Below are 18401 nucleotides of genomic sequence, written 5' to 3' on the forward strand. Positions count from 1 at the left end.
CTTTACCGGCAAGCCTTGGCACGCTTCTTGTTAATACAAATGCAAACTTGTACACAAGAAGGAGTACCAAATGCGTGGATGGACCATCGGCGAGTGGCTTGAGGCGTATCACGGCGGGGCAACCCCGGAAGCGCTGCTCAATACGTTGCGTCAGACGCTGCTCTCACCAGACCCCGCATGGATCTCCGTGGTGTCGGAAAAAGCACTCGCCGCGCAACTCTCCCGCCTTGCCGACCGGTTAGCCGCTGCGGGTGGAGACCACGACAAGCTGCCGCTCTACGGCGTGCCGTTTGCCGCCAAGGACAACATCGACGCGCTCGGCTTCGACACGACGGCCGGCTGTCCGGCCTTTGCCTACACCCCGGATCGCGACGCGACGGTCATCGCGCGACTGGTCGACGCGGGCGCCATCGTCATCGGCAAGACCAACCTCGATCAGTTCGCCACCGGTCTCGTCGGCGTGCGCTCGCCGTATGGCATTCCGTCCAACGCGTTCGATGCCGACTACATCAGCGGCGGCTCAAGTTCAGGGTCCGCATCGGTAGTCGCGCGGGGTCTGGTCCCGTTCTCCCTCGGCACCGACACGGCAGGCTCTGGCCGCGTGCCGGCAGGGTTGAACAATATCGTCGGCCTCAAGCCCACGCGCGGTGCACTTAGCAACACGGGGGTAGTGCCCGCCTGCCGTACGCTCGACTGCGTGTCTGTTTTTGCGACGACGGTTGGCGATGCCACGCGGGTGTATGACGTCGCCGCTGCGCTCGATGTCACCGATGGCCTGTCACGTGAAGCGCCATCGGCGGCCTTGGGGTGGCGCGTGCCCGACGCGCCGCGGTTTGCCATTCCACAGCAGCCCGAATTCTTTGGCGACGCGTTGGCAGAACAAGCCTTCCGCGACGCCGTTGCCGCCATGCAGGCGCACGGCGCCACCTGTGTGCCGATCGACTTCTCGCTGTTCGACGAGGTCGCGGCATTGCTTTACGACGGCGCTTGGATCGCCGAACGATATGCCGCTGTGCGGGACTTCGCACAGTCGAACGAGGCCGACATTCATCCGGTGGTGCGCGACATCATCTTCAAGGCGACGCAGTTTTCCGCCGCCGATGCGTTCGACGGCGTCTATCGTCTTGCCGAACTCAAGCGGCGCGCCGACGCCCTCCTCGCGCAGTTCGACGCCCTGCTCGTGCCCACGGCCCCCACGCATTACCGAATCGCCGAGCTGCTTGACGACCCCGTTCGCCTGAACAGCAATCAGGGCAAGTACACCAACTTCGTCAATCTGCTCGATTGGAGCGCCATCTCGGTGCCCGCGAGCCTGCGAAGCGACGGCCTGCCATTCGGTATCACGCTGATCGCCGATGCCTGGCGCGAACGTGCGCTCGCCGCCTACGCCGCCAAGTGGCACCACCGCACCGAGTTGCCGCGCGGCGCGACCGGTCTGCCGCTGCCGAAGGACGCCTCGCTCCCCGCACGTGCCGAGGGTGCGGCAACCATTCGCGTGGCCGTCGTCGGCGCGCATCTGCGCGGCATGCCACTCAACCACGAGCTGACCTCGCGCAACGCTCGCTTCGTCGAAGCCACCACGACCAGCGCTAACTACCGGCTTTACGCGCTTGCCAACACGTCGCCGCCCAAGCCCGGGCTCGCCCGCGCGGACAGCGGCGCCCCGATTCGCGTCGAGTTGTGGGATGTCCCCGCCGACGCGTTCGGCACGTTTGTCGCAGGCATTCCGGCACCGCTGGGTATCGGCACGCTGGAACTCCTCGACGGGCGACGCGTGAAGGGATTCATCTGCGAGCCGTTTGCGCTCCGCGAAGCGAAAGACATCACCGAATTCGGCGGCTGGGCCGACTACCTGCAAGCGATGCGCAACATCGCCGCCGCGACCGCGCACTGACCCCGGAGCCCGCCATGTTTCATACCGTTCTGATCGCCAACCGTGGCGAGATCGCGTGTCGCATCGCCCGAACGCTGGCGCGCATGGGCATTCGCAGCGTGGCCGTCTATTCCGATGCCGACCGCAACAGCCTTCATGTCGGTGCTGCCGACATCGCCATACCACTCGGTGGTAACACGGCAGCTGAGAGCTATCTGCGCACCGACCTGATCCTTGCCGCCGCAAAGGCGAGCGGCGCGCAGGCCATCATCCCCGGTTACGGATTTCTCTCGGAGAACGCCGAATTTGCCGCCGAGTGCGAAGCACAAGGCATCGCATTCGTCGGGCCGACGCCCACACAGATGTCCCAGTTCGGTCTGAAGCACGCCGCCCGAGCGTTGGCAGAACAAGCTGGCGTGCCGCTGACGCCGGGATCAGGCCTGCTGGACGACATCGATGCCGCGCACGCAGCGGCCGAAGCTATCGGCTATCCCGTCATGCTCAAGAGCACCGCCGGGGGCGGCGGCATCGGTCTCACACGTTGCAACGACGCGGCGGAACTGACGGCAGCCTTCGCATCGGTGCAACGTCTGGGGCAATCGTTCTTCGCTAACGCGGGCGTTTTTGTCGAGCGCTTTGTCGACCGGGCCCGCCACGTGGAAGTGCAGATCTTCGGCGACGGGCAAGGTAACGTCATCACGCTAGGCGAGCGCGACTGCTCGTTGCAGCGGCGTAACCAGAAAGTCGTCGAAGAAACGCCCGCACCGAATCTGCCCGCCGAGGTACGAGCGCAGTTGCTGGCCGCTGCGCGCCGACTCGGTCAATCGGTCGATTACCGATCCGCTGGCACGGTGGAGTTCATATACGACGCTGAACAGGCGCAGTTCTACTTCCTCGAAGTCAACACACGGCTTCAGGTGGAACACGCGATTACTGAGGCCTTCACCGGCATCGATCTGGTGGAATGGATGATCCGGACGGCGGCCGGTGAGCCGCCATCGCTGACGCAGGACATCACCGGGCGTGGCGCCGCCATCGAAGTGCGCGTCTACGCCGAGAATCCACTGAAAAACTTCGCACCGAGTCCCGGCGTATTGACCGAAGCCGTCTTCCCGACGGACGTTCGCGTCGATGCATGGGTGTCGACCGGCACGGAAGTCTCGGCCCATTACGACCCGATGATCGCCAAGATCATCGCGTATGGCGACGACAGACCGGCCGCCATCGCCAACCTGCAACAGGCGTTGTCGCAAACGCGCCTCGGCGGCATCGCGACCAACCTTGATTACCTTCGCGCCGTCGTCGCCTCCGAGACCTTCTGCACCGGCCATGTTTCGACGCGCGCACTCGACACGTTTGCCTACGCGCCGAACGCCATCGAAGTCGTCGAACCGGGCACCTACACCACCGTGCAGGACTATCCGGGACGCGTCGGCTACTGGGACATCGGCGTGCCGCCGTCCGGCCCGATGGACGACTGGGCGTTTCGCGTGGGCAACACCATCGTGGGCAACGTGGCGCAGGCCGCGGGCATTGAGGCGACCGTCGTCGGCCCGACGCTGCGCTTCTGGCAAGACACTGTCATCGCGCTGACCGGCGCACCGACCGACGCCACGCTGGACGGCGAAACTGTCGCGTTCTGGACGCCGATTGCGGTCAAGTCGGGACAAACGCTGCGCATGGGCAAGGCACTCAGTGGCTGCCGAACTTATCTGGCCGTGCGCAACGGGCTCGACGTGCCGGTCTATCTGGGCAGCCGTGCCACGTTTGCGCTGGGGCAATTCGGTGGCCACGGCGGGCGTACCTTGCGTCCCTCCGACATCCTGCCGATTGCCGACCCAACGGCCCCGGCGACCACCGATCTCGCACCCCGGCATGCACCGGTTGCGCTTCCGCAAGCGTTGGTGCCGGTCTACGGCAAGACGTGGGACATCGGTGTGCTTTACGGCCCTCATGGCGCGCCGGACTTCTTTACACCCGCGTCGATCGCCGCCTTCTTCGAAGCCGAATGGGAAGTGCACTACAACTCGAACCGGCTGGGTATCCGGCTCAATGGCCCGTCACCCGAGTGGGCGCGTGCAGACGGCGGTGAAGCGGGCCTTCATCCGTCGAACATCCACGATTGCGAGTACGCCGTCGGCAGCATCAATTTCACGGGCGATATGCCGGTGATCCTTACCCGTGACGGCCCCAGCCTCGGCGGCTTCGTTTGCCCCGTCACCATCGCGAAAGCTGAGTTGTGGAAGGTCGGGCAGGTCAAACCGGGCGACAAGATACGCTTTCGACCGATGTCGTTTGACGACGCACTCGCGCTCGAACGCGCCCAAGACGCACTGCTCGAACACGGCTTCGACATGGCAGACACCGAGTCCGGCCTGCCCCCAAGCTTCACGTCACCGGGCACGTCGCCGATCCTGCATGAGACGGCCGCCCACGGCGAGCGCCCGAAGACCGTGATCCGCCAAGCCGGTGACAAGCACGTGCTCGTGGAATTCGGCGAGAACGTGCTCGACCTCAACCTGCGCTTTCGTATTCACGCGCTCATGACCTCGCTGCACGGGCAGGCGCATGACGGCATTCTCGAACTGTCGCCCGGCGTACGCTCGCTGCAAATTCGCTACGACAGCCGGGTGATCGATCAACGGGCGCTGGTACGTGTCGTCGCCGCGACCGATGACAGCCTGAGCGACATCCGGACGATGCGCGTACCCAGCCGCGTCGTGTACCTGCCGATGGCCTATGAAGATGCCGCCACGCTCGACGCCGTTGCCCGCTACCGGCAATCGGTGCGCGATACCGCACCGTGGCTGCCGAGCAATACCGAGTTCATTCGCCGCATCAACGGGCTCGCAACGCCAGACGACGTGCGCAACACTGTGTTCGAAGCCAGCTACATGGTGCTGGGGCTGGGCGACGTCTATCTCGGCGCCCCGTGTGCCGTGCCGGTCGACCCGCGCCATCGCCTGATGACGTCGAAATACAACCCTGCGCGCACCTACACCGCAGAAGGCACCGTGGGCATCGGAGGCGTGTACATGTGCATCTACGGGATGGATTCGCCGGGGGGTTATCAACTCATCGGCCGCACACTGCCGATATGGAACAAGTTTCTCAAGAACGACGTGTTCATTGACGGCAAGCCGTGGTTACTGCGCTTCTTCGATCAGGTGCGCTTCTATCCGGTCACGGAAGCCGAACTCGACACGCTTCGTCAGGACTTTCGCGAGGGCCGTCAAGGCGTGCGTATCGAAGACGAGACCTTCGATCTGGGCGAGTACAACGCGTTTCTCGAGCGCATCGCGCCCGAGTTGGCAACCTTCAAAGCTGCACAAAAGACCGCCTTCGACGCCGAGGTGCAGCGCTGGAACCAAGAATCGGCCCACGCACCCAAGTCCGCCGAACGTGGCGACCCGGCTGCCGAGATTCGCATCGACGGCTCGGTGGTCGCGGCCGATATCAGCGGCAGCGTGTGGAAGCTGGTCGCGCAACCGGGCGAGCGAGTGAGCGCAGGCGATCCGCTGCTGATTCTGGAGGCAATGAAAATGGAGTTTCATATTGCAGCGCCTCGCGACGGCATCGTCGACACGTTCCACTGCCGGCCCGGCATGATGATTCACGCGGGCGATCCGCTCGTCTCGCTTAGCTGATCTTTTTTTGCGGCCCCTTCACTACCTGCAATTGCCATGAACGAAAACAATGCCCTTCTGCCGGAAAAGCAAGGTCCGGCGAGCAGTGCCCACTCGATTGCGGCACAGGTCTATGCGTCGCTCAAAGCCGACATCTTCGACTTTCGCCTGCTGCCCGGCGACCGCTTCAGTGAAGGCGACGTCGCCACCCGCATGCAAATCAGCCGCACGCCTGTGCGGCAGGCGCTGTTCTGGTTGCAGCGCGAAGGGTACGTCGATGTCCATTTCAAAAGCGGGTGGCAGGTCCGCGCATTCGATTTCAAGTATTTCGAAGACCTGTACGAGATTCGCATCGTGATGGAGTCTTCCGCCATCGCCCGCATCATCGAAGGCGCGATGGTGCCGTCGCTTGCGGCCTTGCGCGCGATCTGGTGCGTCGCGCCGGAGCAGCGCGAGGCCGACCCGGCAACGGTGGCTTCGCTCGACGAAGCCTTTCACGCCGGACTGGTGGCGGCGACGGGCAACATCGAGATGTCGCGCATGCATCAGGACGTCACCGAGCGCATTCGCATCATCCGCCGCCTCGACTTCACGAAAGTGCCGCGCATTGCCGCAACCTACGAGGAGCACGCCGCCATTCTCGACGCCATTCAGGACGGCAACGTCGCGCTGGCGCAATCACGGATCAAGGCGCACATCGCCGAGAGTCAGGCGGAGGTGAAGCGCATCACGCTGTACATGCTGCAATCGGCCCGGCAGCGATATGCGGCTGATGAGTGAACGATTCAACCACGCGATGAGGCAGCGGCAACACACCGTGACCACCGAAATGCCCGACAACGCAGATAACGGACTGCTATACTCCGCACGATGAAATTCCTGCGGATTTGCTGCCTCTTTCTGCTTTGCGCCGTGCTGCCCATCAGTGGGCTGGCGGCCAGCGGCTTGACCGGCGCTTGTCCGATGCAGATGTCGCCGTCGGCGGACGATGGCGCCACGGTCGACATGGCCGCCATGGCAGCGGATATGGCCGGCTGCGATTCCATGAAAGCCCCCGACGGCGTCAAGCTCAAAGCGCCGTTCTGCAAAGCCACCACCCAGTGCCAACTGGGCAGCCTGTATCACCCGGTCGACCTGCCGTCGGCCACCCGCCCCTTCGGCCCCATGACAGCCGTCACGTTCGCCTACGCCGACACCCTCAGCGTGCGCGCCCCCGACGGCCCGTGGCGCCCGCCCACATCGCTCTGACCCCAGCTAGTTGTTAATCAAGGCTCGTCGCGCAGGCGGCGAAGTTGCTCCATACGGAGCGCGAATCCCTATGGGGTTCGTCGATTCGGGGTTCTACCATGCATCCGATTCCCGGTGCGTCCATTCGCTGGCGCACCCGAACGCACTCGTGCGTTCTCTTCATCACGCTCGCTCTCGTTGGCGCTAGTGCACCTAGTGCATTCGCACAAGAGAACAGCGCGACACAATCCGTCCCCTTCACGCTTGAAGCCGCGCTTCAGTCGGCGGTAACACGCTCTGCCAGCATGCAAGCGGCGCAGGCGTCCGTCCGGTCTAGTGCCGAGGCCGCGGTGAAAGCCGGGCAACTGCCTGACCCGATGCTCAAAGCGGGCATCGACAACTTGCCCATCAACGGCGACCAGCGCTTTACCGTCGGGCAGGACTTCATGACGATGCGCCGTATCGGCATCGAACAGGAGTGGGTCTCGTCGGAGAAACGGCAACTGCGCACCGCGCTGGGCAACCGCAGAGTCGACCGCGAGCGCGCGGCGTATCTCGCGCAAGTGGCCAATGTCCGGCAGCAGACCGCGACGGCGTGGCTCAATGCCGCGTATGCCAAACGGGCCCTCACGTTGCAGCAGGCGCTGGTCATGCACATGACCCACGAACTCGGTGCGACGCGGGCGTCGTATCGCGGGGCCAAGGCCTCAGCCGCCGACGTGGCGCAAGCGCAGGTGATGCTCGGTCAGGCGCAGGATCAACGCCTCAAGGCCCAGCAAACGCTCCAGTCCACCCTCATCGCCCTGTCTCGCTGGACAACCGCTACGGTCGGCGATGTGGTTGGCGACCCGCCTGCCACCGACTCGGTGGTGCCGTCGTTACCGCCGGAGCAGTTGGATCGGGTGCAACCCGCGCTGATTTCGGCCGAAGCCGATATCGCCGCCGCTGACGCTGATACCTCGGTCGCACGCAGCGACCGCACACCGAACTGGAGCTGGGAGCTCGCCTACCAGCAACGCGGCAGCCAGTACTCGAACATGGTGTCGGTCGGCGTGAGCATTCCTCTGCCCATCCACCGGGGCAGCCGTCAGGACCGCGATGTGGCGGAAAAGGCCGAGTTGGGCACTCGTGCGCGGCTGGTGTACGAGGACACGCAACGACAAGTGCAAGCCGACATCCACAACCTCGCCACTCTCATCGAGAACGGCCACCAGCGTCTGACCAATCTGAACGGCACGCTGCTGCCTGCCGCCGATCAGCGCGTGCAGTTAGCCACCGCTGCCTATCAGGCGGGCAACGGCGCACTGACCGACATCTTCGCGGCCAAGCGGGCGCAGTTGGAAGCGCAGTTGCAGGCGCTGGACGTACAGCGCGACACCTCGCTGGCATGGGCACAACTCGAATATCAAGTGGTCCCGCCCAGCATGGCGGCGGACCAATGAGGGAGACGAACATGAACAAAAAACCTCTGGTCATCGGTATTGCCGGATTATTTGCGGCCGCTGCGCTGCTCGGTGCGGGCTATGTTGCAGGCAAGCGCGAAGCGGCGCCGATGTCGACATCGCCGTCGGCAACCACAACGGCTGACGGCAAGGCCGACGCCGCGCCGACCGGCACCGCCGCGCGCAAGGTGCTGTACTGGCACGATCCGATGCAGCCGAATCAGCACTTCGACAAGCCCGGCAAATCGCCCTTCATGGACATGCAACTGGTGCCGGTCTATGCCGACGAAGCGGCCTCGAACGGCATCAAGATCAATGCTGATCTACAGCAGAATCTGGGCATCCGCTACGCGACGGTCCGTCGGCAGGCGGTCAGCGAAAGCTTCGAGGCGGTGGGCAGTACTCAATTCGACGAGTCGCAGGCGGACGTCGTCCAGTCGCGCGTGACCGGCTACATCGACCGCCTGTATGCGAGTGCGCCGATGCAACGGGTGAAGCAAGGCGCGCCGATTGCGTCGCTGTACGTGCCGGACTGGTTGCCGCCGCAAGAGGAGTACCTCGCGCTCAAACGCAGCCACATGGATGACGGCATGCTCGCCGCCGCGCGCGCCCGCATGCGCGCTTTGTCCATTCCCGATGGATTGATTTCGGCGTTGGATCGGACCGGCACGGTGCAAACGCACGTTGTGTTGCCGGCCCCGCGTGCCGGGGTGCTGACCGAGTTGAACGTGCGCAACGGGGCGATGGTCACGCCGGGGCAGACGCTGGCGAAAGTCGCCGGCCTCGCAAAGCTCTGGGTCATCGTCGACATTCCCGAGGCGATGGCCGCCCGCGTGCAGCCGGGCATGACCATCGACGCCACGTTGGCCACCGACGCGTCACAACACATCACCGGCCGGATTCGCGAAATTCTGCCGGGCATCAACCCGAACAGCCGCACACTGGCCGCCCGCCTTGAACTCGACAACGCCGATGGCAAGCTCACGCCCGGCATGTGGCTCCGCGTTCGCATCGTGGGCCAAGCGGTGGCCCCGCGCTTGCTCGTGCCTTCCAAGGCGATCATCGCCACCGGCAAACGCACGGTCGTCATCGTCCAGAACGGCGACGGCCGTCTGCAACCGGTCAACGTCACGGTCGGCGGCGACTTCGGCAACGACACAGAGATCCTGAGCGGACTGAGCGACGGCCAGCGCGTCGTGGCGTCGGGTCAATTCCTCATCGACTCGGAGGCCAGCCTGAAATCGGTGTTGCCTATCGCGGACGCCGTGTCGCCAACGGCACCCGACAAGCCCGCCAGCGCACCGGCGGCTGCCGGGTCGAGTGCATCGCCGACGTACGAAACGACGGGCAAGGTCGAATCGGTCACCCCCGAGGGAATCACGTTTTCGCATCAACCCGTACCGGCGCTCGGCTGGCCCGCGATGACGATGTCGTTCGGCAAATCGTCGCCCACGGCCTTTGCCGACGTGAAACCGGGCCAGACGCTGCACTTCGTGTTCCGGCAAACGGACGACGGCTACCAACTGACGAAGGTCGAGCCTGTCGGCGGAGGCCAGCGATGATTGCGCGCATCATTCATTGGTCGATTCACAACCGCTTTCTCGTGTTGCTGGCGACCCTACTCGTCGCGGCGTGGGGCGTGTATTCGCTTGCGCGAACGCCGCTCGATGCCCTCCCCGATCTGTCGGACACGCAGGTCATCATCAAGGCGTCGTATCCGGGCAAGGCACCGCAGGTCATCGAAGATCAGGTGACCTACCCGCTGACGACAACGTTGCTCGGCGTGCCGGGTGCCAAGACGATTCGCGCGTATTCGTCGTTCGGCGATGCCTTCATCTACGTGCTCTTCGACGACAAGACCGACCAGTACTGGGCGCGCTCGCGCGTGCTCGAGTACCTCAATCAGGTGCAAAGCCGCTTGCCGCAAGGCGCGACCGTAGCTCTTGGACCGGATGCCACGGGCGTGGGCTGGGTCTACGAGTACGCGCTCGTCGACCGCACCGGCAAACATGACTTGGGACAGTTGCGCGCGCTCAACGACTGGTTCATCAAGTTCGAGCTGAAGTCGGTGCCGGACGTTGCCGAGGTGGCGTCGCTTGGCGGGATGGTCCGGCAGTATCAGGTCGTCCTCGATCCGGACAAGCTGCGCGCCTACGGCATCACGCACAGTGCCGTGATCGACGCGTTGACGAAGGCCAATCAGGCCTCGGGCGGCTCGGTGGTGGAAATGGCCGAATCGGAATACATGGTCCGCTCCACCGGCTATCTTCAAACGCTCGACGATTTCCGCCACATCCCGCTGCGCAGCGACGACGCAGGCACGCCGGTACTGCTCGGCGATGTGGCACGCATCCAGATCGGCCCCGAAATGCGGCGTGGCATCGCTGAATTGAACGGCGAAGGTGAAGTTGCCGGCGGGGTCATCGTCATGCGCTCGGGCAAGAACGCGTTGACGACGATCGATGGCGTCAAGGCCCGGCTGGCTGACCTGAAGAAGTCGCTGCCGCCGGGTGTCGAGGTAGTCACGACGTACGACCGGTCGCAACTGATCGAGCGCGCGGTCGACAACCTCAAAGACAAGCTGATCGAAGAGTTCATCATCGTCGGGCTGGTCTGCGCGGTCTTTCTGTTCCATTTGCGCAGCGCGTTCGTTGCCATCTTGTCATTGCCGCTGGGCGTGCTGGCCGCCTTCATCGTCATGCGCTATCAGGGCGTGAACGCCAACCTGATGTCGTTGGGCGGTATCGCCATCGCCATTGGCGCGATGATCGACGCGGCCATCGTCATGATCGAGAACGCGCACAAGCATCTGGAAGCGTTCGAGCATGCGCACCCCGCCACGCCCCTCACCGGGGCGAAGCGATGGCAGTTGATCGCCGATTCGGCCGCCGAAGTCGGGCCAGCGTTGTTCTTCTCGCTGCTGATCATCACGCTGTCGTTCATCCCGGTGTTCTCACTCGAAGGACAGGAAGGCAAGCTGTTCTCGCCGCTCGCGTTCACCAAGACCTACACGATCGCAGCGGCGGCCGGGCTGTCGGTAACGCTCGTACCGGTGCTGATGGGCTACCTGATTCGCGGGCGCATTCCGCACGAGGCGTCCAATCCCATCAATCGGGTCTTGATCCGGCTCTACCGGCCATTGCTGGAGCGAACCCTGCGGCGTCCGTGGGTCACCATCGGCATCGCCGTCGTGGCGCTGATGCTGACGGCGATCCCTATTTCGCGGCTGGGCGGTGAGTTTCTGCCGCCGCTCGACGAAGGCGACTTGCTCTACATGCCGACCGCGTTGCCGGGCATTTCGGCAGCCAAAGCTACGGAATTGCTCCAGCAGACGGACCGCCTGATCAAGACTGTGCCGGAAGTTGCGACCGTCTTTGGCAAATCGGGGCGCGCGGATACAGCCACGGACCCGGCGCCGCTGGAAATGTTCGAGACCACGATTCAGTTCAAGCCGCGCAGCGAATGGCGGCCGGGCATGACGCCGGAGAAGCTGGTCGATGAACTGGACCGCACGGTCAAGGTGCCGGGGTTATCGAACGTCTGGGTGCCGCCCATCCGGAACCGGCTCGACATGCTGTCTACCGGCATCAAGACCCCCGTGGGCGTGAAGATCTCAGGGCCCGATCTCACGCAGATCGACAAGATCGCCACGCAAGTCGAGGCGGCGGTGAAGCCGGTGCCGGGTGTGACGTCGGCGCTTGCAGAGCGTCTGAACGGTGGCCGCTACATCGATGTGGACGTCAACCGGCAGGCGGCAGCCCGCTACAACCTGTCGGTGGCAGACGTGCAGTCGGTCGTGTCGTCAGCGATTGGCGGCGAGAACGTCGGCGAAGTGATCGCGGGCCGGGAGCGGTTTCCCATCAACGTGCGGTATCCCCGGGAAGTTCGCGATTCGCTTGAGTCGCTGCGGCAGTTGCCGGTCGTCACCGACCGGGGCGCGCAGATCCGGCTGGCCGATGTGGCCGATATCAAGCTCACCGACGGGCCGCCCATGATCCGCAGCGAAAATGCCCGGCTGGCCGGCTACGTCTACGTGGACATTCGGGACACCGATCTTCAGACGGCGGTCAAGGCCATGCAGCACGCGGTGGCACAGAAGGTCGTGCTGCCGCCGGGCTATTCCATCGCGTGGTCGGGTCAGTTCGAATATCTGGAACGTGCCGCCACGACACTGCGCACGGTGATTCCGATCACACTCGCAGTCATCTTTATCCTCCTGTTCCTCACATTCAACTCGGCGGCAGACGCCGCCCTGCTGATGTCGACGGTGCCCTTCGCACTGGTCGGCGGCTTCTGGCTCATCTGGATGCTGGGTCACGCCGTGTCGGTCGCCACGTCGGTCGGCTTCATCGCGCTGGCCGGTGTCGCGGCGGAATTCGGCGTCGTGATGCTGCTGTATCTGAAGGGCGCCCTCAACCGCCGGTTGGCCCTCGGCGAACCGTTGAGCGAAGCCATGCTCAGTGACGCCATTCGCGAAGGCGCCGTGCTGCGGGTGCGTCCGAAAGCCATGACGGTGGCCGTCGTGCTCGCCGGTCTTGTACCGATCATGGTCGGACATGGCACCGGTTCGGAAGTCATGCAGCGCATTGCCGCGCCGATGGTCGGCGGCATGGTCACGGCACCGTTGCTCTCAATGTTCGTTATCCCCGCCGCCTGGTTCTTACTCCAGCGTCGCCGCTTGCGACAAGCGCAGCGCGCTGGCCCCGATGCAACACCCCCGGTTGTTTCCTCTGGCACAGAAGTGCCTTCCATTACCTCTGGAGAAATGCAATGAAGATGACGTCAATGACGATGCTGGCGATGACAGTGCTTGCCGCGAGTTCGACCGCCGCCTTTGCGGCAGGCGATATGGGCAACATGAGCAACATGGGCAATATGAACGGCATGGCCATGTCGCCGTCGGCGCAAGGCACCAAGCCCGCCGCCGCAGGACAGCTCACGGATGCCGTGGTGCGCAAAACGGACACCGCCACGGGGATGGTCACCATCAAGCACGGGCCGCTGGAGAACGTCGGCATGCCGGCGATGACGATGGCGTTCAAGACCCGCGATGCCGCCATGGCCGCGCAGGTACATGAGGGCGACAAGGTCAAGGTGCGCGTGGAGAACGTGAACGGCACCATGACCATCGTCAGGATGGAAAAGCAGAACTAAGGCGATGAACCCGGGGCGACGTGCTGCAACGGTGCGCCGTCGCCCGGTTCCATCGATTGATGCGCTACAAGGAACGAATCAAAGCCGGTCGTTCTCGTCCCGCGACGACGCGCCAGCTTCGCTGCGCGACTTGGCCTGCGTGATGTTGCTGTACGACGGCACGTCTTGCGTGAGCCAGACGTTCCCGCCAATGACCGAACCCTGACCGATGGTGACGCGACCGAGAATCGTCGCGCCCGCGTAGATGACGACGTTGTCTTCCACAATCGGATGGCGCGCGAGGCCCTTGCGCGGATTGCCGTCGTCGTCCGCCGGGAAGCGTTTGGCGCCGAGCGTCACCGCCTGATACACCCGTACGCGCTGGCCCAGAATGGCCGTCTCGCCAATCACCACACCCGTGCCGTGATCGATGAAGAAACCCGCACCGATCTGTGCGCCGGGATGAATATCGATGCCTGTTTCCGAGTGCGCCTGTTCGGCAATGATGCGGGCGAGCAGCGGCAGCTCGAGCCGGTACAGTTCATGCGCGAGACGATGGTGAATCATCGCGTGAATGCCCGGATAGCACAGCAGCACCTCATCCACGCTGCCTGCTGCCGGGTCGCCCTGATAGGCCGCCAGCACGTCGCAATCGAGCAGTTCGCGAATCTGCGGCAGGCGCCGTGCAAACTCCTGAACCGCCACGTGGGCGCGCTCTTCCACCAGCGTCGCGTCGATGTCGGTGTCGTGCCGGTCTTTGTATCGCCACTCAAGCCGCACCTGTTCCGCCAAGCCGTTCAGTGCACTGGCAAGCGCATGGCCGACGTAGTAGTTTTCGCCCTGCTGGTGGAGTTCGAGCGGGCCGAGCCGCATCGGAAACAGTACGCCCTTGAGCAACCCGACAACGTCGGCGAGTCGCTCGCGTGACGGCAGGTCGCGCCCGCCGGGTTCGAGAAAACGCCGTTGCCGTTCGCGCCAGCGAACGCGCGCGGCGTGCAATGAGGTAACGACGTCGTCAATATCAAACGCTGCCACGAGTGATGCTCCTGCTTTTGAAATTGCCTCGGCGGCAATGAAATGTCGAAATGAGGCGCGTGCCGCTACCGGTCGCTAGGCCTGGCGTTCGCTTCACGCCGTCTGCATGCCCCAGCGCCGCACGGTCACGCGCGCCAGCGTGTCGAAGACCAGATGCTCGACGATGAGCCCGATCACGATCACCGTCAGCAAACCGGCAAACACGCGATCGGTATAAAGCTCGTTGCGGTTCTGGTAGATGTACCACCCCAGCCCGCCGCCGCCCGTATTCGCACCGAACACCAGTTCTGCGGCGATCAACGTGCGCCACGCAAACGCCCAGCCGACCCGCAGCCCCGACAGTACCGAAGGCAGTGCCGCCGGGGTGAGAATCCACGCCACCTGCCGCAATCCGGAGAGTCCGTAGTTGCGCCCGATCATGCGCAGCGTCGGCGAAACCGCCTCAAAACCGGTGTAGATGCTCAACGCCAGCGGCCATAGTACCGCGTGTACGAGAACGAAGAGCAAGCTGCCCGTGCCCAGCCCGAACCACAGCAGTGCCAACGGTAGCAACGCGATGGAGGGCAACGGGTTGAACATGCCGGTCAGTAGCGCCAGCAGATCCCGCCCGGTTGCACTGGCCATCGCGAGCGACGTCAGCGCGAAGGCACAGAGCACCCCCAGCGCGTAGCCACGCAGCAACACCCACAGCGACGCGGCGGTACGGCTCAGTAACTCGCCGCTGACCCATCCGTCCCACCAAGCACGGGCCGTGGCGCCCGCCCCCGGCAGGAGCAGATCGTTATCGACCAGGCGTGCTGCGACTTCCCACAGCACGATCAGCACGATGCCAATGGCAAGCTTGCGCCAGACGGTGACGGGGATCGCCCATCGGTTCGGCTGAGTATCGACGGATACGTTTGACTCGGCTTCGGCCTCGACGACCTCTGCGCGCGTGGTGGCACGGCGCGGCGTACGCGGATAAATGCGCTCCTGACGCTGCGCAGGCCGCAGCCGGACGACTTCGGACGGCAACTGGCTCACAACGCCTCCTTGCCGTATTGGCGCGGCACCGGCTCATCCTCGCCGAACAACAGATCATGAATGCGGGTTGCGGCTCGCTGAAACGCGGGTGTACCCACGTCGTCGAGCGAGAACGCACCTGCATCGAGTTCTGCACGCAGACGGCCGGGCTGGGCGTCGAGCAAGACAATGCGGTTGCCCACAATCAGGGCCTCTTCAATGGAATGGGTCACGAAGATGAGCGTCACACGCGTGTCGTCCCACAGTCGCAGAAGCTCCTCCTGCATACGGGAGCGGGTCAGCGCATCGAGCGCGGCGAACGGCTCGTCCATGAGCAGCACACGCGGGCGCACCGCGAGCGCGCGGGCAATCGCCACACGCTGCTTCATGCCGCCAGACAGCGTGTGCGGAAAGGCGTTGGCATAGCGCGAGAGTCCGACCTTATCCAAAGTCTCCAACGCTCGCTCACGCGCTTCCTGCCGGGAAAGCCTCAACGCCGCACGCAACGGAAACATGACGTTCTGCACAACCGTCTTCCACGGCGCTAGTTGATCGAACTCCTGAAACACGACCATGCGATCGATGCCGGGCTTGTCGATGCGTTGCCCATCGAGCCGAATCTCGCCACGCGTCGGGTTCACAAACCCGGCAATGGTCTTGAGCAAGGTCGATTTGCCGCAGCCGGACGGCCCGAGCAGCACGAAGCGATCGCCGTCATGAACATCGAACGACACCTCGCTCACCGCCTGTACACGCCGCCCATGGCTGCGAAACTCGATATCGAGGCCGCTGACCTCCAGCACCACCGCCATCTCAGCTCCCCTGCCCCAGCGCGGGTTCTGCGAAGAAGTAGTCGCGCCACGACACCGGTTTGTGGCGCACGGCACCCACGCGCTGCATGAACTGCGCCAGTCCGAGCGTGTTTTGCGGCGTAATCGAAAAGTCGACCTTCGGGTCTTTGATGATGCTCACCAGCAGCTTCTTGTCTGTCTTCGCCTGATTCACCCGGATGTAGATATCGGCGGCGGCCTCCGGCTGGTGCTTGACGAAGTCGGCCGCCCGGGCGAGCGCGAGCACGAAGGCGCGATACGTCTTGGGGTTGTCGTTGCGGTATTTCTCGGTCGTGTAGAGCACCGTGGCCGAACTCGGGCCGCCGAGCACCTCGTACGAATCGAGCACGATGTGGGCGTTCGGGTTGGCGGCCAACTCCTGCTCCTGAAACGGCGGCGTGCCGAAATGGCCCGTGATCTCGGTGCCGCCCGCAATGATCGCGGCGGCAGCGTCCGGATGCGCCATGGTCTGTGTGAGCTTGTCGAGCCGGTCGAATGATCCGTCGCCCCATTGTTTGGCCGCCGCGTATTGGAGCACGCGCGACTGAACCGAGACGCTCACGGCGGGCAACGCAATGCGGTCCTTCTCAGTGAAGTCGGCAATCGTGCGCACCTTCGGATTGTTGCTGATGAGGTAGTACGGCAGGCTGCCCAGCGACGCCACGCCCTTCACGTTCTGGCGGCCATACGTCCGGTCCCAGACCGTGATGAGCGGCCCGACCCCCGCCCCGGCGATATCGATCGCACCCGAGAGCAAAGCATCGTTGATGGCGGCCCCGCCCGAGAGCTTCGCCCAGTCGACCTTGACGTCCACGCCAAGCTTGCGGCCCTCCTGCTCGATCAGTTGCTGATCGCGTACCACGTTGAGCAGCAAATAGACGATGCCAAATTGCTCGGCAATGCGAATGCGGCCTTCCGCATGCGCCGCCGGCACGGCAGTGGTTAGCGACAGGCCGATCAGCAGGATACGCAGCACGTGTCGACGAATGCCGGGCAGTTTGAAGCGTTGGGTTAGATGCGAAGGCGCGAGATTGTACTGAAGGGAATTGGCAAAACGCATGGCGGAGGGCGTCCTCAAGGGCGTGCGGGATATGTGCAGAGAAGCCCGAAAGTAGCGGCGCCGCGCCGTCGCGGTCAACGAAGCAAATCAGACAAGGTTATGGCGCTCAGGCATAAGCCGTCGGGCCTTTGCCCACACCGTTCGGCCGCCCCGGCCCATTGGCCGCTCACGGTCTTGCCAAAGTCACCTCAGTGATTTGCGTAGCAGAAATCACGCGAAGGACTGTCGGCTTGGTGACAGATCGTTACGCATCGTCACTCCCAGAATGACCCTCATCGACGCCTTCACTGATGGCGCGCAGTTGCGCCAGATCAAGCAGCGTGATGCGCCCGTACCGAATACGCACGATGTGCCGGTCCAGAAACCAGCGGAATTCGCGATTGAGGTACTGGCGCGAGGCCATCAGCAGCGCCGCGAGGTCTTCCTGCGACAACCGCAGGCTAAGCGCGATACCGCCAGCCGCGCCGTGGGTTTCAGAGGTTTCAGCGGTTTCAGGCACGCCGTAACGCTTGGCCAGCGCGAGCAACTGATAAGCGAGGCGCGCTCGGAACGGGGTCAGGCTATGGCGCCCCAGACGGTCGTGCAGCCCGCGCGCACGGCCAGCAATCAGGCGCAACAACGTCGCCGTGAGCGTCGGGTGGTGCGTCAACTGCGCATTGAGCGCATGGGCAGGGATATGAAACAGCCGCGTAAGACCCCGCGCGCGCTGATTGTGTACGGAGGTTTCGCCGGTCAATACCGCAATGAAGTTGGCGACTTCGCCCGGCGGGATGAAGTCTTCGACGGCACGTCCGCCCTCGGGGCTCGACCACTCCCATTCGAGCACGCCCGAGAGGATGACGTGGATGTCCGGGCAGGCCTCGCCCGCGCCGTAGATGAGCGTGCCGTCGGGATAGGTCCGCAGATGACCTGCACCGACAAGCGCTTCGAGCACGTCGTCGGGCCAGTTGCGCAAGCCGGCGTTGTTGCGAAACGCGGCCCAGACGATGTCACGCTGCTGCGCCGTCAGGTCGCGGCCGCTCGACTGCAACGGCAAATGGCTTGCCGCCTGAAGGGCGATCCGTTGCCCCGGATTGGCGTAGGCCGGTGCGGTGTGAGCGTCGATCGAAGGGGCGGTATCAAGTACGTCGGGTGCGGGTGCTTCCATGTCGCCACTGGCTGATAGGGGGAGGA

13 protein-coding genes are annotated in these 18401 nt (G+C 64.1%); 8 read left to right on the plus strand and 5 right to left on the minus strand.

Annotated elements, in window-relative coordinates:
* Positions 1-70 precede the first annotated feature (70 nt).
* From atzF to AT302_RS12855, 8 genes are all read left to right on the plus strand, one after another.
* Complete coding sequence (gene atzF, locus AT302_RS12820; protein WP_058378786.1) at positions 71-1894, plus strand: allophanate hydrolase; 1824 nt, start codon at positions 71-73, stop codon at positions 1892-1894.
* A 14-nt stretch (positions 1895-1908) separates the two neighbouring features.
* Positions 1909-5520 carry an urea carboxylase gene (gene uca, locus AT302_RS12825; protein ID WP_058378787.1) on the plus strand — a complete coding sequence of 1204 codons (3612 nt, stop codon included), beginning with the start codon at positions 1909-1911 and terminating at the stop codon, positions 5518-5520.
* Positions 5521-5556: 36 nt separating this feature from the next.
* Entirely contained in the window at positions 5557-6279 is a 723-nt protein-coding gene (locus tag AT302_RS12830) for a GntR family transcriptional regulator (RefSeq protein ID WP_058378788.1), read from the plus strand.
* Positions 6280-6369: 90 nt separating this feature from the next.
* Positions 6370-6747, plus strand: a complete 378-nt coding sequence (locus tag AT302_RS12835) for a hypothetical protein (protein WP_058378789.1) — start codon at positions 6370-6372, stop codon at positions 6745-6747.
* Positions 6748-6845: 98 nt separating this feature from the next.
* A complete protein-coding gene (locus AT302_RS12840) occupies positions 6846-8168 on the plus strand; it encodes a TolC family protein (RefSeq protein WP_058378790.1) in 1323 nt (440 codons plus the stop codon).
* An 11-nt stretch (positions 8169-8179) separates the two neighbouring features.
* Positions 8180-9730 carry an efflux RND transporter periplasmic adaptor subunit gene (locus AT302_RS12845; protein WP_058378791.1) on the plus strand — a complete coding sequence of 517 codons (1551 nt, stop codon included), beginning with the start codon at positions 8180-8182 and terminating at the stop codon, positions 9728-9730.
* A complete protein-coding gene (locus AT302_RS12850; protein ID WP_058378792.1) occupies positions 9727-12942 on the plus strand; it encodes an efflux RND transporter permease subunit in 3216 nt (1071 codons plus the stop codon). Before AT302_RS12845 ends, AT302_RS12850 begins: the two co-directional genes overlap by 4 nt.
* Positions 12939-13322, plus strand: a complete 384-nt coding sequence (locus tag AT302_RS12855; RefSeq protein ID WP_058378793.1) for a copper-binding protein — start codon at positions 12939-12941, stop codon at positions 13320-13322. The genes AT302_RS12850 and AT302_RS12855 overlap by 4 nt, the downstream gene beginning before the upstream one ends.
* Before the next feature lie 78 nt (positions 13323-13400).
* Here AT302_RS12855 and epsC read toward each other — a convergent pair whose 3' ends face one another.
* The 5 genes from epsC to AT302_RS12880 all read right to left on the minus strand — a co-directional run bounded on the left by epsC (position 13401) and on the right by AT302_RS12880 (position 18375).
* A complete protein-coding gene (gene epsC, locus AT302_RS12860) occupies positions 13401-14336 on the minus strand; it encodes a serine O-acetyltransferase EpsC (RefSeq protein WP_058378794.1) in 936 nt (311 codons plus the stop codon).
* 93 nt (positions 14337-14429) lie between these two features.
* Complete coding sequence (locus AT302_RS12865; RefSeq protein WP_058380303.1) at positions 14430-15302, minus strand: ABC transporter permease; 873 nt, start codon at positions 15300-15302, stop codon at positions 14430-14432.
* Between the two features lie 53 nt (positions 15303-15355).
* Positions 15356-16150: an ABC transporter ATP-binding protein gene (locus tag AT302_RS12870; RefSeq protein ID WP_058378795.1), complete on the minus strand. Its 795-nt coding sequence runs from the start codon at positions 16148-16150 to the stop codon at positions 15356-15358.
* Between the two features lies 1 nt (position 16151).
* Positions 16152-17228 carry an ABC transporter substrate-binding protein gene (locus AT302_RS12875; protein ID WP_084656205.1) on the minus strand — a complete coding sequence of 359 codons (1077 nt, stop codon included), beginning with the start codon at positions 17226-17228 and terminating at the stop codon, positions 16152-16154.
* A 244-nt stretch (positions 17229-17472) separates the two neighbouring features.
* Entirely contained in the window at positions 17473-18375 is a 903-nt protein-coding gene (locus tag AT302_RS12880) for a Crp/Fnr family transcriptional regulator (RefSeq protein ID WP_058378796.1), read from the minus strand.
* Positions 18376-18401: the final 26 nt, after the last annotated feature.

The sequence above is a fragment of the Pandoraea norimbergensis genome (genome assembly GCF_001465545.3).
Classification (GTDB): Bacteria; Pseudomonadota; Gammaproteobacteria; order Burkholderiales; family Burkholderiaceae; genus Pandoraea; species Pandoraea norimbergensis.

Coding starts and splice junctions, on each gene's coding strand:
- AT302_RS12840 (WP_058378790.1), top strand. CDS start 6,846: ATGCATCCGATTCCCGGTGCGTCCATTCGCTGGCGCACCCGAACGCAC.
- atzF (WP_058378786.1), top strand. CDS start 71: ATGCGTGGATGGACCATCGGCGAGTGGCTTGAGGCGTATCACGGCGGG.
- AT302_RS12845 (WP_058378791.1), top strand. CDS start 8,180: ATGAACAAAAAACCTCTGGTCATCGGTATTGCCGGATTATTTGCGGCC.
- AT302_RS12855 (WP_058378793.1), top strand. CDS start 12,939: ATGAAGATGACGTCAATGACGATGCTGGCGATGACAGTGCTTGCCGCG.
- AT302_RS12835 (WP_058378789.1), top strand. CDS start 6,370: ATGAAATTCCTGCGGATTTGCTGCCTCTTTCTGCTTTGCGCCGTGCTG.
- AT302_RS12830 (WP_058378788.1), top strand. CDS start 5,557: ATGAACGAAAACAATGCCCTTCTGCCGGAAAAGCAAGGTCCGGCGAGC.
- AT302_RS12880 (WP_058378796.1), bottom strand. CDS start 18,375: ATGGAAGCACCCGCACCCGACGTACTTGATACCGCCCCTTCGATCGAC.
- AT302_RS12875 (WP_084656205.1), bottom strand. CDS start 17,228: ATGCGTTTTGCCAATTCCCTTCAGTACAATCTCGCGCCTTCGCATCTA.
- AT302_RS12870 (WP_058378795.1), bottom strand. CDS start 16,150: ATGGCGGTGGTGCTGGAGGTCAGCGGCCTCGATATCGAGTTTCGCAGC.
- AT302_RS12850 (WP_058378792.1), top strand. CDS start 9,727: ATGATTGCGCGCATCATTCATTGGTCGATTCACAACCGCTTTCTCGTG.
- uca (WP_058378787.1), top strand. CDS start 1,909: ATGTTTCATACCGTTCTGATCGCCAACCGTGGCGAGATCGCGTGTCGC.